The sequence below is a fragment of the Mastigocladopsis repens PCC 10914 genome, assembly GCF_000315565.1.
GTDB classification, from domain to species: domain Bacteria; phylum Cyanobacteriota; class Cyanobacteriia; order Cyanobacteriales; family Nostocaceae; genus Mastigocladopsis; species Mastigocladopsis repens.
Map to the genome: position 1 here is coordinate 3297018 of NZ_JH992901.1, position 14593 is coordinate 3311610.

Here is a 14593-nt window from a genome sequence, read left to right on the forward strand (position 1 = left end):
TAGTTGTCAAGAATTACCACTACCTACTAACCGCTATCTACTAACTACTACCTACTAACCACCATCAACGCAATAACCCCATTTCTTCCAAACCTTGGCGCAGTCGTTTCGCCTCTTCGGGGTTTTGCTGTTCGTGAAGGGCTATTGCTTTTTTAAAAGTCATTAAACTATCCTGTACGTAGCCAAGTTTCAGCAGCAATACCCCTAAATTTTGATTAGCCTCAGCAGATTTTGGATTCAACTCAATTGCTTTACGGTAGGCAATAATAGCATCTTTGAATAAACCCAACTCCTTGAGAGTCATCCCCAAATTGTAGTAACCAATAGCAAAGCTAGGGTCAATCTTAATTGTTATTTCGTAAGCAGTCTTAGCACCATTTAGATCTCCAGATGCTTTGAGTAAATTGCCCAGATTGTTGTAAGCTCCTAGTTTAAGTATGGGGTAAATGGGCAACTTGATGGCAGCATCATAGTGGGCGATCGCATTTTTATGATTTTGCAAACGAGAGTAGGCAATGCCCAGATGATAGTAGAGTTCGTACAAAGTCTCGTACTCTTTCTCACAATAGGCGACTCCCAGCGCCAACAATTTGATACCTTGTACTATTTTCCCCGTTTCCACATACAGCGCCCCCAGTTTACTGCAAGCATAAGGGTCATTAGGATGAGAGGCAAGAAACTCTTCCATCGCCGCTTGAGCTTTGGTAAGTTTATCTTGTTGGGCTATAGCACTTTTTTGGTATCCTGTGTGTAGAATTGCAACCTCATCTAAATAACCGACCTGCCAACGTGGTTCCTGACTTAAAATTGCGGACACGCTATCATCCACTAACGCATGGTAAGGACGGGAAAAGCGGATTTCTGGAAGATTGCGGAAGAGGCGGGAAACCAAGGAATAGGGAGATTGTTCTGCACCCACCTCATGGCGAAGGAGGTTGATGAGAAGGTATTCTTCCCTATGTATTGCTTGCTTCAAGTGCGGTACTATTTTCTGGGTCAGAGTTTCATCTGCATCTAATACAATAATCCAATCACCTGTGACGTATTTTAAAGCTTCATTCCGGGCAGCACTGAAGTCATTGCACCATTCAAAGTAATGCACTTTCGCACCAAATTTTTGAGCGATTTGGGGAGTGCTGTCTGTAGAGCCTGTATCCAATACTACCATTTCATCTACCACATTTTTTACACTCCCAAGACATTTAGGCAGCGTTGCTTCTTCGTTTTTGACAATCATGCACAGGCTAAGTTTCATAGGTGACTCGTGTACTTTTTTAAATATTGGGTAAATATTAGCAACTTTGCTTTGGTCAAGTAAACGACCGCGTCAGTGATACATTTATAAATTGAATCTTAAATTTGTAGAGTTCGTTAACAAAGTATCGCACCATTTCATAGTGGTGCTTTCTAGCAAAGAAAAGTGAATGGAACAGAAATCCGACATCCCTAAATTACCCCTACCACCACCACTTGTGGGTGCAGAAGTTGGTACTTTTACTGAGTTTACAGTCACTCAACGGATGCCCAGTATTGCCCGTAGAGTCATCGTTGAAAATAATTTTACAACCAATATTAATGACAGCTTGGAAAAACTAGCCAGCGAACTGTCATCAGGATATTTGCCACTTCTTGTAGATGACACTGGTGCGGATTTTGCAGCGTGGGATAGATATCTAGAACCATACAAAGAACAGCGTTGGATAGATGTTCCCTGGTTTTTTGCTGAAACTTATTTCTATAGATTTATTCTGCAAATTACCAATTACTTTCTCAAGAGTGAATGGCAAGGTGTAGATCCATTTGAATTACAAAAACATCAAGGTTTAGAAACCTCCCTTGACTCAATCGTTGCTTTATGCACTGAAGTGAATGAATGGTTAAATGTATCACAGCAAAAAAGTCAATCAAAGCAAACAGCTTTGATGGCATTGTTATATTTTGCTTTGTGGGGAAATCGAGTTGACCTCAGTCTTTGGTCAGCATTTGAGACTGACCGCAGTCGTTTTGACATTCAAAGCCAACAATCTCACATATTAGTAGATGACGCACTCAAAGTCACTCAATTGTTAGTTAATAGCAATTCAGGACGTGTTGATTTGGTTGTAGACAATGCTGGGTTTGAACTTGTCTGTGATTTGTGTTTGGTGGATTATCTTTTAGGTAGTGGTGTGGCTAGTCAAATTAAACTGCATTTAAAGCCTCACCCAACATTTGTCTCTGATGCCATGATTAAAGATGTGCATCATACAACAGAGTTTTTAGAAACTTCTAGCCATCCAGAATTGATATACTTTGCTCAAAGACTGCAAGAATATATTGCATCAGAGCGATTAGTTCTGTGTGATGATTATTTTTGGACATCACCTTTAGCCTTTTGGAAAATACCTAAATCTCTCAAAGATGAGTTATCTCATTCCAATTTGATAGTGATTAAAGGAGATGCAAATTATCGAAGATTGTTAGGAGATAGGCACTGGAATTTCACGACTGATATTGCAGATATTGTGTGTTACTTACCTGCACCAATGGTAGCCCTACGCACTCTGAAATCGGAAGTCACAGCAGGTATCCAATCTGAAGTTCTTGAGGAAGTGGTAAAGTCAGACACTGCATGGTTGACTAATGGACAATGGGGAGTTGTTCAGTTTGTGGATAAATAGTTAAGCTGCATCAATTTGTGATTGGTTCGTCAACCAAAGTCCACAATCTTTCTGCTGGTTGTAATTCTGGGGAATGAGATGGTAAAAGTCTTATTATGTTTGACCTGAGTGTGGGTGAACAAAACCGTAAAGCCACAACCATTTAACATGAATCCAACCCCAATTTATACAGCACATTGCAAGTAAATGAAGTACAACGCGCTTTGTCTAAAAGCCAGACACAGAGGAAATTTTACTTCTGAGTTCTGACTTGTGACTTCTGACTTCTGATGGATGTATTCTGCTGTATTATGGGTGATTTGCCGGACATCATAACAGATGTAGACGCCCTCAGAACGGCTTCCCGCAGAGTACACAGATAAACACCGATAAATATCTGTGTAGCCTACGACACGGCTTACGCCTACATCGATGTTTATCTGCGGTTTAATCTCAAAAACATTGACTGCATGCAAGAGTTCTAGTGCTTAACACTGATAAACAACTCATTTCTCCACCAAGTTTGCGATCGCTGTTGCTAAGAGAACTGGCTCGACTGGCTTGGGAACATGAAGTGTGAAACCAGTCCCTAATGCTTGTTGTTGAGCAGTCTCCCCTGCATAAGCAGTAAGGGCGATCGCTGGAATTTGTCCGCCTTGTTCGGCTGGTAAAGACCTGATTTGACGAATCAACGTGTAGCCGTCCATTTCTGGCATTCCAATGTCACTTACCAGCAAATCTGGCTGCTGTTCAACCATTGATGTGAGCGCTTCGTGTCCTGAGGCGGCTGCACAAACAGAAGCCCCATAAGCTTCTAGGAGGAAAACCAGAAAATCACGGTTATCTGGTTCATCATCCACAACCAGTACTCGCACTCCACTTAAATTTGGGTTGTTGTCATCTTTTTGAGTATCACCTGCTGTCATGGGGGGATCAAGCATCAGGGGGAGCCAGACAGTAAAAGTTGCTCCTTTTCCCTCACCAAGACTTTCTGCTCGGATGATTCCGCCGTGCAGTTCAACCAAATGGCGAACGAGAGGAAGACCTAACCCCAGCCCGCCAAACTTTCTGGAGTAGCTGCTATCTTGTTGACGGAAGTAATCAAATACGTAGGGTAGAAAATCTGGTTTAATGCCTTTGCCTGTATCGATGACTTGAATTTGAGCATATGAGTCAAGCCTTTCTAACCGAACTGTGACCTCTCCCCTAGATGGGGTAAATTTAACAGCGTTAGAAAGTAAATTCCACAGAACTTGCTGCAATCGTTTGGGATCGCCGAAAACCTCTCCTACATTAGGATCAAATACAGTCGTGATCTTAATTAATTTAGCTCGAGCAGCAAGACGCACGCTTTCTATGGCAGCAGCAATTGTCGTTTGCAGGTTAATAGCAATTGGATTGAGACTTAACTTACCGCGCAAAATCTTAGACACACTTAGCAAGTCATTAATGAGTTGTACTTGCAAGCAAGCGTTACGCTCGATACTTTCTAGAGCCTGATCTATCTTATGCGTAGCAAGCCTACCACTGCGTAAAAGTTTCACCCACCCCAATATTGGATTCAGGGGTGTTCGCAGTTCATGAGAGAGGACGGAGAGAAACTCATCTTTGATACGGTTGGCTACTTGAGCCTGTTCCAAAAGTTTATTTCGCTCTTCTTCAACTCGCTTGCGTTCCGTGATGTCTCTTAGGGAAACAAGATAAGCGGTTTCTGTTTGCCACTCAATTTCTACGACGCGCATTTGGGCAATTTTTTCTAAACTACCGCCTGCTGCAGCACTTTCTGCGTTATGTGGGTAAATATCAACCTCTGTGTTATCACTGCCAACAACAGGAAAGCCAAACAATTCACCCAATAGCTCTTCTTGCTTGCGACCAAACAGCTTTAGTGCTGCTGGGTTGATAAAACGCACAATACCTTGCCGATCTACGACCACAATACCATCTGCATTCTTGGCAATCAAGGTTTGCAACTGTGCCTCAATTCTTTGCAGTGCGGCTTCTACTTGTTGGGAGCGATCTTCTTGTCTTGTGAGTTCTGCTGTTTGTGCTTGCAGCCGTTGTTCTAAATCTTTCTTATACTTATGTAATTCTAACAGCTGTGTTTTCTTAGCAAGTGTCTGTTTTATAACTTGGGGAAGCCGTACGAGTTCATCTTTGGGTAGGTAGTCCGCTGCTCCTGCCTTTATGCACTTCACAGCAATGGATGCACTATCTGTGCCATTAACAATCACAAAAGGCACATTTAACCCCTGTGCTTGGACTCTTTGCAATGCCTCCAAGACATCCAAATCACTGAAGCTGTAGTCAGCAATCATCACATCCCAGCTAAAATTGAGATGAGTGAGAAAATCAGCTTTTGTTGATACCAACTTATAGTTGGCTACAAAGCCAACCCCATCCAACATCGCCAGGATGTTTTCAGTACTTTGGGGCGAGTCTAATAACAGCAGAATATTCAATTGAGTAGCCACTTTTAGCTAGTTTTAGTAAACAGGTATTTAATATAAATAAATCTTAATAAGTTTTTGGTTCAGCATTATATTACCCTGGGACTTATATTTATCATTCTTCCTCAAGGAAGAGAAGAAAAAGAGGTATCCAGTCACTTTGGTCTGTAAATACCGAATACGGGATTACCAACCAAAATACCAGTGATATTGCGGAATGGTTTACCGATGTGCATACCCTGGTTGTCAATCATGAACTGGCGGATTTGCTTATCATGCTGTGAACCGCGCATTTTAAGCACTGTTATTCCCCGACGAATTTCTCCATAAACTTCGACATATCGTAGTAAGATAATGACATCAGTAGTGGTAGAAATATGAGCCTCCGAAGTTGAGGTGCCACTGACAAGCGTCATCGGAGTTGTAGAGGTATAGAGTGTAGTTACTTTCCGCTCTCTGATTATTGAGTTAAGACCAATAATAAATTGCCGAAATCCTTCTGTGCTAGAAGACCACTCCAATGCCGATAGACTATCAATCGCTACCCGATTTGGTTGAAATTCCTCAATCATTTCTTGCATTTTTATCAGGTGATACTCTAGTGGATTTGTCTCTGGATCGCGACACACGACTCGCAATTTTCCATTTCGTTCCATTTGCCGGAAGTCAACACTCCACGAGAGCGCATTTCTAAATATGAGTGCTCGAGTTTCCTCAAAAGCAAACAATAAGCAACGTTCGTTATTATTAACTCCAGCTGCAATAAACTGGGTTGATAGCAAAGTTTTACCAGTACCTGTGGCTCCTGACACTAGGATGATGGAATTGCGGAAGAAACCACCGCCACACATGGCATCAAGTTCTGCAAGACCAGAGGTTATGCGGATATCAGAAGTGCCATCCTCTAATGTCTCCGTTGTAGAGAGAGGAATAATCACAATCCCTTTGTCAGAAAGGATGGAAAAAGGAAATTCTCCCTGCTTGTGAGAGCTGCCCCTATACTTGACAATTTCTATAGTACGTCGGCGCTTTTCTTGCAGTCTGACATTCCGCAAGATGATCACATTGTCAGCAACAAACTCCTCTACACCTTGAGTGCTAATCTCACCATATTCTTGAGGGCGCTCGGATGTTACAACAACCGTACTTTCAATTTGTCCCAGGACTGAAGCAATCATGAAGAGGTCATTGCGGACTTGAGCCTTATCAGGTAAATAAGTAAAAATTGCGCTTAGGCAATCCATTGAGACTCGCACTGCGTTTACCTGATTGATGGCATACTTAATGCGAGCAACTAAGGAATCGAAGTCATATTCTCCGCTAATTAAAGGTTTTTCTCCAGGTACGCGAGAGGCATCAACAAACGCCCATTTGCCTTCCTCCTCCCATTTGCGGATATCCCACCCAAAGCTACGCATATTTTTCCGTATCCGCTGAGGAGATTCTTCAAAGGTGACAAACACCCCATTCTCGCCCCGTTTAATTCCCTCAGCAAGATACTGAGATGCAAATACACTCTTGCCAACGCCTGCGGTGCCAACGACCAATGTTACCCGACCTACAGGCAATCCTCCTTCAGATAATACGTCAAAACCAGGAATTCCTGTGACAAGCTTCTCAACAGAATCTTGTTCGTTTTTCTGATTCATCTGTGAAATTTTGTTTTTGATTGATTAATAAATAGAATACTACTGATGAGTATCACTTAATTATCCTGATTTATCTGGGGAATATTAAGCCCTAACAAAACTGTTTGCATATCAGATAAATCCCCAATGATTCGCACTTTTGGTAAGGGAAATTCCTTAATTAAAGTTGGGGTCACTAAAATTTTTTCAGCTTCAGCAACCTGGGGATGCTCCTGCACATCTATAATGACTATCTCATGTCTATTTCGCAGTTGTGATTCGCACAACCTAATTAAATTGGAGATTGCTCGTTGGGATCTAGGGGTGTATCCTGTAACATATAGTTTGAGTAAATATTTATCACCCATTGGTTATTTTAGCCACAACCTGTTAATGGATAAATACGCTTTTTATCGAAGTCATTATAATTATTATTAATGTTAAATTTATTCAGACTAACGAAGTATTTCTGAGGGTTAGCAGTTAGGCAGCCATTACTTCATAAGTCATATGTAATTTTCTGCTAAAGTCATCTCTAGTGTATTTGCAAAAAGGTCAGGATTCTGGTCTAAAATTTTGGGATTAACCCGCTTTTGTTACTTCGACCGGAGTAAAATAAAGGACATGAGATGAAAATTAAGTCCAATCATAGAGCAGTATTCAGAATAAATCGGTCAGAATATGCCCTCCGTGTACGCTGCGCGGACAGAAGCAAGAAAGTTGTTATATCTGACTTTGATCTCGAAGTTTTGTACCTCACTCATCCCCAAACTGCTGCAAATAAAATGTGAACAAGAGTCCTACATTTGTCGTACATTTATATCTGTGCAAATGAGAAAATTTGCTGGCGAATAGCAAACTCAAAAAGATACTTTACAGTCGCCAACAATTTACACAACCCATAGAAGCAACCGATAAATCGCTGTCCGTGCAATCACCTGCGGTAATTAAATGCGGCAAAATAGGTTTGTCGTTGTTTTTCCAACAAGATTGGGACTTCGACACAAACCCAAGCGCTGACCCCAAACGTACCCAAACACCTCACCCTAAACAAGATGACATACATCAACAAACAGTATGCGTACTTGCCCGGCAACAGAGTGATCGTACTTGAGCGAGCGTACTTTAACATCAAGTCCATAAGACGCTTATTTTTGTGGGTGACGGTGATACTCATGAATTACTCGCCGACGCCGCCTGGTATCCCCGGAGTTGTTCGCTTGCGTCCTCATGCTCATTTTGTCAGCAAACACTTGATTTGGCTACAAATAGCCTTGGGGGTTCTTAGTATTGGGTTAATTCCTACCTTAACCGCTCGTCCTAGTTTGGGTGCAGAGCGGTTGACCTTATCCTACGGTCTTGTAGCTCGCTCTATTCCTATTAATTCTCTCGAAACCTATGCTAGGACAGGCAAAGCCGATCATGAATTAGCAGCATATGTTCAGCATGCAGACAAAGAGCGACTCACCCAGCTACGGCAAGTTTTGCTGACTCCCATTCCCCTAAAAGCCGTAGGAGTTTCGCAGTTTCTCTACACGCCAATTGGCAAAAGACTGTTAGAAGAGTTGGGAGAAGTCGTACAACAGGAATCTGGCATTAGTGGGTTTTATGCAATTCGAGCCGCGCTCATTCTTGCAGCGGCTGACCCAGAAGGGTTAACTTTATTAAATGTACTACGCAAGTTTCCCTCAAGATCGATTTCTATAAATTTATCGCGCAGCTTGGAGATTGCCGGAGCGTTTGAGAGGCTGGTCAATCAGTCTCAACAGGCGATCGCACTGATCAATAAGCAATCCTTGGAGGGTGGTAATACCTCCGAGCCAGATAATACCTTAGTAAGAGACTTGTCAGGATCAGGAATTTTTAGTTGGCAGAAGCGAACTATCACACTCAACGATACATCTCGCGATCGCACCTTTGCCGCTGACATTTACCTACCGAATACCTCCAGCCCTCGTCCAGTCATTGTCATCTCTCATGGACTCGGTTCTGACCGAACCAGTTTTGCTTACCTAGCTGAACACCTTGCTTCCTACGGCTTTGTCGTTGCTGTTCCAGAGCATCCTGGTAGCAATGCCGAACAGTTGCAAGCTCTATTGGTAGGTAGGGCGGCGGAAGTCACAAGCGCCAGAGAATTCATTGACCGACCTTTGGATATAAAATATCTGTTGGATCAACTCAGTCGCCTATCTCAATTTGACTCTACATATAAGGCGCGCTTAAATATGGAACAAGTAGGCGTGGTCGGTCAATCTTTTGGTGGTTACACGGCTTTAGCATTAGCAGGAGCACCAATTGATTTTAAGGAACTTGCCAAGAATTGCCCAGCTTCACCGGATGTGCTCAATGTTTCTCTGTTACTTCAGTGCTTGGCTGAGACTTTACCGCAATCTGCATATAACCTATCCGATTCACGCGTAAAGGCAGTTATAGCGATTAACCCAATTGATAGTAGTATTATGGGGCAAGCCAGTCTTAGTCAAATTAACATTCCGGTGATGATTGTGGCTAGCAGTGTGGATACCGTGGCTCCAGCTCTTCTAGAACAAATTCAACCCTTCACCTGGTTAACGACCCCAAGCAAATATTTAGCATTAATTAATGGTGCAACGCACTTCTCAACGATTGGAGAATCACCAGATTCTGCAAATTCTGCCATACCCCTTCCCGAACAGGTGATTGGTCCGAGTCCTTCCTTAGCGCGTCGCTATGTTATGGCTTTAGGTCTTCCTTTCTTCCGAAGTTATGTCGCTAATGACCAGAGTTACCGCCGCTACTTGAGTGCAGATTACGTCACCGCTATTAGTCAAGAACCCTTACCACTCAGTTTGGTGCAATCTGTGAGCCTTCAAAATTCTGGCTCGAAGGCAATCCAACGACAGTACAATCTAACTTTTCACCAGATCAATAAGTTTGGTTCAGCCTTTACTACACAACCATAAACTTCACCCCCAGGGGATAACGTTAAAGGCTCACAGCTAAGGCTGTATAATTAATTTGCTTGTGAGCCTTTAAAGTGCTAGTCTTACTTTTCTACAACTGGAAGACCTTGGGCATCCACGTCTAGCTCTTCACGTCGAATAGTCTCAGTAGCTTCAGATGTTTCGTGTTCTACAACCTTCTTGACTCGGACTTCTTCTCGTACAACAGCCTCTTTGTGGATATCAGCTGTTTCTTCGTAAATCTCCATGCGAGCTACTTCACCTTCACGAAAGTCGGCATCACTTGGATTCACTGGTGTAGCATTTGTAGGAGTTGTACGTTCAATAACGATACGCTCTTTTTCAACAGGGACTGCAACACGAGCAGTTTCCGTTTCGATATGTTTGCCGATCGCCACTTCTCCACTCTTGCGACGCTGTTTGTTGGTAATCAACCGCTCTTCGTACAGCTTCAAGGTTTGACCATCGCGCTCATTAATGTTGTACAGTGACGGTTCGTGCTCGTAGTTGTAACTATTCCGGTCGTAAGTTGGTTGGCTCATCTCAGAAGTAGCAGCCATTGGACGGTAAGCACCCCGCACCTGCTCTTCATAGTCGAAATCAACCCTTTCCAGATTATCGTAATTAGGCAGGTTGTTGGTTTGCTCTTTGGTTAGACTATTGGCATAAATCCGTCTTGCATTATGATCAATGTTAGCAAGACCAACAGGGAGCAAGATTTTCTTGCCAAAAATCCATAAGCCTGTGTCTACAACGAAATAACGGAATCGACCCGTTTGCTCATCGACTAAGACATCGTAAACTGAGCCAATTTTTTCATCTCCTTCTACATAAACATCAAAGTTCTTGATGTCATCAATATCGGAATCCTCTTCACGATAATCAGGGTAGAAGTCTCCAAGTTTTACAAGTGCCATCTATTTTTCTCCTACCGTTCTTCTTATCTTTCTCTTTTATGTTAAGAATATTCAGTAATTATTCATCCTTCTGTTGAATGAGAAAAATTCTTAAAAAATTTCTATCTATTAGGTCAAGCTTAATTTTTACTGCTCCAATAATATTAAATATTACCCTGATGGCTCCTGCTTTAACCAAGCTTGTCAGCACAAACGTTACACTATTGTTAGCAGTGGTCTTCATGTTCATGATGAACCCGAAGGCTGTTTTGGAAGAGCATCTTTGGGAGAGAGCAAAACTACCTATGTAAAATTAACGCTACAAAAAGTGAATTAACTGCCCATTTGGTCTGAAAACAAGACATTTGCTTACACCTTACATCCCATACCCGGTCTTAACAAACAAGCTGGTTACGTAAATCTGGAAGATGATTGAGTACAAGAGGTATACCTATGTTTTTACCCCCTGGTTTCGGTGAGAAATATGCTATGACCACCCTCGGAAGAATGGTGTACTACACTGCTGTTGGCAAACCGTGGTCTGATACAAATGTTGAGCAATCAAGCGATAAGACATTAGTTTTTCTACACGCCTTTGGTGGCGGTTCTTCTGCCTACGAGTGGTCTAAAGTTTATCCAGCTTTTGCCACAGATTATCGAATCATAGCACCAGATTTGATAGGGTGGGGACGCTCTGACCATCCAGCCCGAAGTTATCACACTGATGACTACATTAAGAGCATAATCGAGTTTATAGAGAATACGTGCAATGTTCCCACTACTGCGATCGCCTCTGGACTAACTGCTGCTTTTACCATTCGTGCTGCGATTATGCGTCCCGATTTGTTCAAATCTTTAATTTTGACCACACCAGCAGGTCTTGCTGAATTTGGACAAGACTACAGACGCAGCGTCTCTGCTCAAATCGTCAACATCCCAGTTGTGGATCGATTGCTCTATATGACTGGAGTTGCTAGTAGTTTTGGCATTCGCAGCTACCTGGAACAACGTCAATTTGCCCGTGCAGAAAGAGTTTATCCTGAAATTGTCGAGGCATATTTGCAATCTGCCCAACAGTTTAATGCAGAGTACGCTGCTCTTGCTTTTGTGCGTGGGGATTTATCCTTCGATTTGTCTCAATATATCACTCAATTGACCGTTCCTAGTGCTATCATCTGGGGGCAAAAGTCTGAATTCACGGGACCAGAAGTCGGTCGCCGTCTTGCTGAAATGAACCCTCAAGCGATTCGCATCTTTTATCATCTGGACAATGTAGGCTTTACCCCCCAACTGGAACTTCCCGGTGTCACTATTGGGTTAATTAGGAAATTTTTGCCTTTACTTGAGCAGTCTGCTTGAACAGCTTTCCCTTTCTTAGGACAGATAAATAGGTAAACCTAACTTCCTGAGTTCTCCTTTAAGCTAGATGTAGTAAGAGGCCACAAAAAAGTACGCTATGATACTAGTTTAATTTGTATTTGCACAAGAAGTTTTAAGTATGGATTTGTTTAAAACCATACAGCTGATTGTAGTTCTGTTTCTTGCAACCTGCTTATTCTGCTGGATATTTACGTCTGACTGGATTTTTAGTCCTATCATAACTGTAATTTCTTTTTTTGGTGGGCTGCTTCTAATCAGTTTTATTGGAATACTGATAATTAAACAGGAATAGTTTAGTAAAGCGAAAGTCCTTCACCTTCTTCAGTTAGGTACTTACCTGAGTTTACTTACTTAATAGTATCGCTATCAATAAAAAAACCCGATTGCTAGTGAACAATCGAGTTTTAATGTCAAACCTGCTGACAAATGCAAGGCTAATAGTCAGAGATTCTAATCTCTGGCGGTAGTAGTCTAATTACGCAGCAGCTTGGTCTAAATTAACTTTGACAACTTTGTTCTTCTCGGCTTCAGTTTTGGGCAATGTCAAATTGAGAATACCATCTTTGTATTCAGCGGTGACATTGGTATTTTGAATGCGAGCAGGAAGCGGAATGACACGTTGGAATTTACCATAGTGAAATTCGCTCTTGGTTACACCTTTGTCTTGAGTTTTAGTTTCTGACTTGCGCTCACCACTAACGTAAACCGCATTTTCTGTCACTTTCACATCCAGGTCTTTCGCTTCAACTCCTGGAATTTCCAGCTTGAGATAAATCGCATCGGATGTTTCTTGCAATTCAGCAGCAGGAACTCTAATCAAGCTTCTGTCCAATTCTTGAGTTGGTACAAAAGCTTCATCAAATAAGCGGTTGAATTGACGTTGCATTGCGTTAAATTCTTGCCAGGGGTTCAAACGAACTAATGTCATGTTTCTACCTCGTATAAGTAGTATTTGTACAACCAACCAATTGCAGATTTAAATCTTTGCTTTGATTCTTATGTTATGCGGAACTAAAAAAGGCGTAAATTCGGTTTTTATCACTCCAAATATGATGATTACCGAAACAGTAACAGTACTATAGAATGTACGGTTAACTGTAATTTCTCAGGTTCAGTAAACTCTACTTGTATCTCTAAGCAGAATTGCTGGTTAACTGTTAATACAGTTAAAATAAGATTTTTTTAGGCATGGCTCTGTAGAGATATTGCACTACAGTCGATCTAAAAGAATTAATAATTTAGCTTTTCAACTCTAGATATAGATACCTGTAATATTCTTTATGCAATTTTTATTGACTCTTATAAAAGTCTTTATAAGAAATTTAAATTTATTTCAAAATTTGAATAAAAAAAATACAAATAAATTACAAACTTGTCTTCGACTTATGAGATTATAGTAACAAAAGCCTTGACTAAAAACAGAGGTCAATTAAGAATGCTGATAAGAAAATCTGTGATAGGTATAATGTCTGTAGCTGCACTAGGAGTTTTTTCTTTACCAATTAGAGCCGAACAAACAAGTACTCAAGGTAGTAACCAAACAGCTACTATTACAGGTGACAACAACCAAATCAACCAGTATATCATTCAATTGAATGTCCAGAAAAATCAGAGAAACTCTAAAGGAAAGCATCAACCACAACAAGGTTCTTCTCAAGGTGCGACACAATCAGCTGATGCTGTAGGTTCTGGAAATCAGATTAATCAAGATGTTCAACAAGTTAATGTCCAGCAACAAAATGTTCACCCTCGATTTCATGGTCGTGGTCATAAAAAGTCATTAGAAAAGTCATAAGATGAAAGTAAAGGATGAAAATTTTATTCTTTATTCTCATACTTTTTTAGTCACTTTCACAGTCTACGGATTAAATACAGCACATTGCAAGTAGGTGAAGTACAACGCGCTGCGGAACTTAGGGTACTTCACTTTCCTAGGGGTGCAATATTAGGAGCAGAAGCTACTATCTACTATTTGCTTGCACTACTACTAGCACGTAGTGGGGCATAGCCGAAAGTGGCATTAGCCATACGGCACCAGATAGCTACAGACTTGAAGTTAGATAGGTTGATGGCAGCAGGAATTGGGTAGCGTTGTTCACCGTTAAATTTTTGCAGTTTACCAAGATTCACATAGCTGCTAAAATTCTGATACTTCATCGGTGGCTTCTCAGATGTGTCTAGAAGAACGTGTAAGTCAGGTCCTTGATTACTTGTTTGAAAAGCCGAATTCAGTACAAGGTATCGTTGCCCATTTTCTGTAACAATCCGCGCTGTTCCAGAGGTAGGCTGTTCTGCTTTGACAAAAGTACCAGATGCTGCAACAACCTGCTGTTTTTGAGCGATAAGAACACCAGAATTAGCAGTTGTCACTGAGGAATTTGCTATTTTGGCAGATGGTGTCAATGCTTTCACTATACCGACTGAGAGAAAACAAGCTAAAGAAGAAATAACGCCTAGTTGTACTAACTTATTCAAATTCATAACTAATACCTATGAAAACAACATTATTTGAGCGTTGTCTGCTGCTACGTTTTAAGCACAAAATTATTCTCACTTTTTAGCTTTGGTTTAGTATGAGTTTTTCCTGAGAATTACCGCTAAATTTCATGAGAAATCTTTTAGAAGAGCTTAAATCAATTGAAGAATAACGTTTTCTCT

Annotated in this window: 13 protein-coding genes; 5 read left to right on the forward strand and 8 right to left on the reverse strand. The window is 41.4% G+C overall.

The genetic code is table 11. The features are described from left to right. Positions 1-64: 64 nt before the first annotated feature. On the reverse strand, positions 65-1237 hold the full coding sequence (locus MAS10914_RS0116855; protein WP_017317126.1) for a glycosyltransferase: 1173 nt from the start codon (positions 1235-1237) through the stop codon (positions 65-67). A gap of 187 nt (positions 1238-1424) precedes the next feature. Here MAS10914_RS0116855 and MAS10914_RS0116860 point away from each other — a divergent pair, with 187 nt between their 5' ends. Beyond that, positions 1425-2660 (forward strand): damage-control phosphatase ARMT1 family protein, encoded by a 1236-nt coding sequence (locus MAS10914_RS0116860; protein WP_017317127.1) that lies wholly within the window; start codon positions 1425-1427, stop codon positions 2658-2660. Between the two features lie 164 nt (positions 2661-2824). On the opposite strand, the gene MAS10914_RS34315 is transcribed toward MAS10914_RS0116860, so the two are convergent. From MAS10914_RS34315 to MAS10914_RS0116875, 4 genes are all read right to left on the reverse strand, one after another. Then, positions 2825-3115, reverse strand: coding sequence for a hypothetical protein (locus tag MAS10914_RS34315; protein ID WP_156818175.1), 291 nt, complete (start codon positions 3113-3115; stop codon positions 2825-2827). Between the two features lie 30 nt (positions 3116-3145). Then, complete coding sequence (locus MAS10914_RS0116865; RefSeq protein ID WP_017317128.1) at positions 3146-5113, reverse strand: hybrid sensor histidine kinase/response regulator; 1968 nt, start codon at positions 5111-5113, stop codon at positions 3146-3148. 131 nt (positions 5114-5244) lie between these two features. Further along, positions 5245-6738, reverse strand: coding sequence for a circadian clock protein KaiC (kaiC, locus tag MAS10914_RS0116870; RefSeq protein WP_017317129.1), 1494 nt, complete (start codon positions 6736-6738; stop codon positions 5245-5247). 56 nt (positions 6739-6794) lie between these two features. After that, positions 6795-7085, reverse strand: coding sequence for a circadian clock KaiB family protein (locus MAS10914_RS0116875; RefSeq protein WP_017317130.1), 291 nt, complete (start codon positions 7083-7085; stop codon positions 6795-6797). A gap of 473 nt (positions 7086-7558) precedes the next feature. Between MAS10914_RS0116875 and MAS10914_RS0116880 the strand changes: the two genes are divergently transcribed. After that, positions 7559-7831, forward strand: a complete 273-nt coding sequence (locus MAS10914_RS0116880) for a hypothetical protein (protein ID WP_017317131.1) — start codon at positions 7559-7561, stop codon at positions 7829-7831. A gap of 61 nt (positions 7832-7892) precedes the next feature. After that, on the forward strand, positions 7893-9659 hold the full coding sequence (locus tag MAS10914_RS0116885) for an alpha/beta hydrolase (RefSeq protein ID WP_017317132.1): 1767 nt from the start codon (positions 7893-7895) through the stop codon (positions 9657-9659). An 83-nt stretch (positions 9660-9742) separates the two neighbouring features. On the opposite strand, the gene MAS10914_RS0116890 is transcribed toward MAS10914_RS0116885, so the two are convergent. After that, the gene (locus MAS10914_RS0116890) at positions 9743-10576 is read right to left on the reverse strand and encodes a DUF2382 domain-containing protein (RefSeq protein ID WP_017317133.1); all 834 of its coding nucleotides are present in this window, start codon (positions 10574-10576) and stop codon (positions 9743-9745) included. A gap of 432 nt (positions 10577-11008) precedes the next feature. Here MAS10914_RS0116890 and MAS10914_RS0116900 point away from each other — a divergent pair, with 432 nt between their 5' ends. Continuing rightward, positions 11009-11914, forward strand: coding sequence for an alpha/beta fold hydrolase (locus MAS10914_RS0116900; protein WP_017317135.1), 906 nt, complete (start codon positions 11009-11011; stop codon positions 11912-11914). 496 nt (positions 11915-12410) lie between these two features. On the opposite strand, the gene MAS10914_RS0116910 is transcribed toward MAS10914_RS0116900, so the two are convergent. Beyond that, positions 12411-12863 carry an Hsp20/alpha crystallin family protein gene (locus tag MAS10914_RS0116910; RefSeq protein ID WP_017317137.1) on the reverse strand — a complete coding sequence of 151 codons (453 nt, stop codon included), beginning with the start codon at positions 12861-12863 and terminating at the stop codon, positions 12411-12413. Positions 12864-13400: 537 nt separating this feature from the next. On the opposite strand from MAS10914_RS0116910, the gene MAS10914_RS0116915 reads away from it, so the two are divergent. Continuing rightward, complete coding sequence (locus MAS10914_RS0116915) at positions 13401-13730, forward strand: hypothetical protein (RefSeq protein ID WP_017317138.1); 330 nt, start codon at positions 13401-13403, stop codon at positions 13728-13730. Positions 13731-13903: 173 nt separating this feature from the next. On the opposite strand, the gene MAS10914_RS0116920 is transcribed toward MAS10914_RS0116915, so the two are convergent. Then, positions 13904-14416, reverse strand: a complete 513-nt coding sequence (locus tag MAS10914_RS0116920) for a DM13 domain-containing protein (RefSeq protein WP_017317139.1) — start codon at positions 14414-14416, stop codon at positions 13904-13906. Positions 14417-14593: the final 177 nt, after the last annotated feature.

Bases quoted from the DNA above. Each gene is read 5' to 3' on its own strand.
- MAS10914_RS0116915 (WP_017317138.1), top strand. From the start codon at position 13,401: ATGTCTGTAGCTGCACTAGGAGTTTTTTCTTTACCAATTAGAGCCGAA.
- MAS10914_RS0116920 (WP_017317139.1), bottom strand. From the start codon at position 14,416: ATGAATTTGAATAAGTTAGTACAACTAGGCGTTATTTCTTCTTTAGCT.
- MAS10914_RS0116910 (WP_017317137.1), bottom strand. From the start codon at position 12,863: ATGACATTAGTTCGTTTGAACCCCTGGCAAGAATTTAACGCAATGCAA.
- kaiC (WP_017317129.1), bottom strand. From the start codon at position 6,738: ATGAATCAGAAAAACGAACAAGATTCTGTTGAGAAGCTTGTCACAGGA.
- MAS10914_RS0116875 (WP_017317130.1), bottom strand. From the start codon at position 7,085: ATGGGTGATAAATATTTACTCAAACTATATGTTACAGGATACACCCCT.
- MAS10914_RS0116855 (WP_017317126.1), bottom strand. From the start codon at position 1,237: ATGATTGTCAAAAACGAAGAAGCAACGCTGCCTAAATGTCTTGGGAGT.
- MAS10914_RS0116885 (WP_017317132.1), top strand. From the start codon at position 7,893: ATGAATTACTCGCCGACGCCGCCTGGTATCCCCGGAGTTGTTCGCTTG.
- MAS10914_RS0116890 (WP_017317133.1), bottom strand. From the start codon at position 10,576: ATGGCACTTGTAAAACTTGGAGACTTCTACCCTGATTATCGTGAAGAG.
- MAS10914_RS0116860 (WP_017317127.1), top strand. From the start codon at position 1,425: ATGGAACAGAAATCCGACATCCCTAAATTACCCCTACCACCACCACTT.
- MAS10914_RS0116900 (WP_017317135.1), top strand. From the start codon at position 11,009: ATGTTTTTACCCCCTGGTTTCGGTGAGAAATATGCTATGACCACCCTC.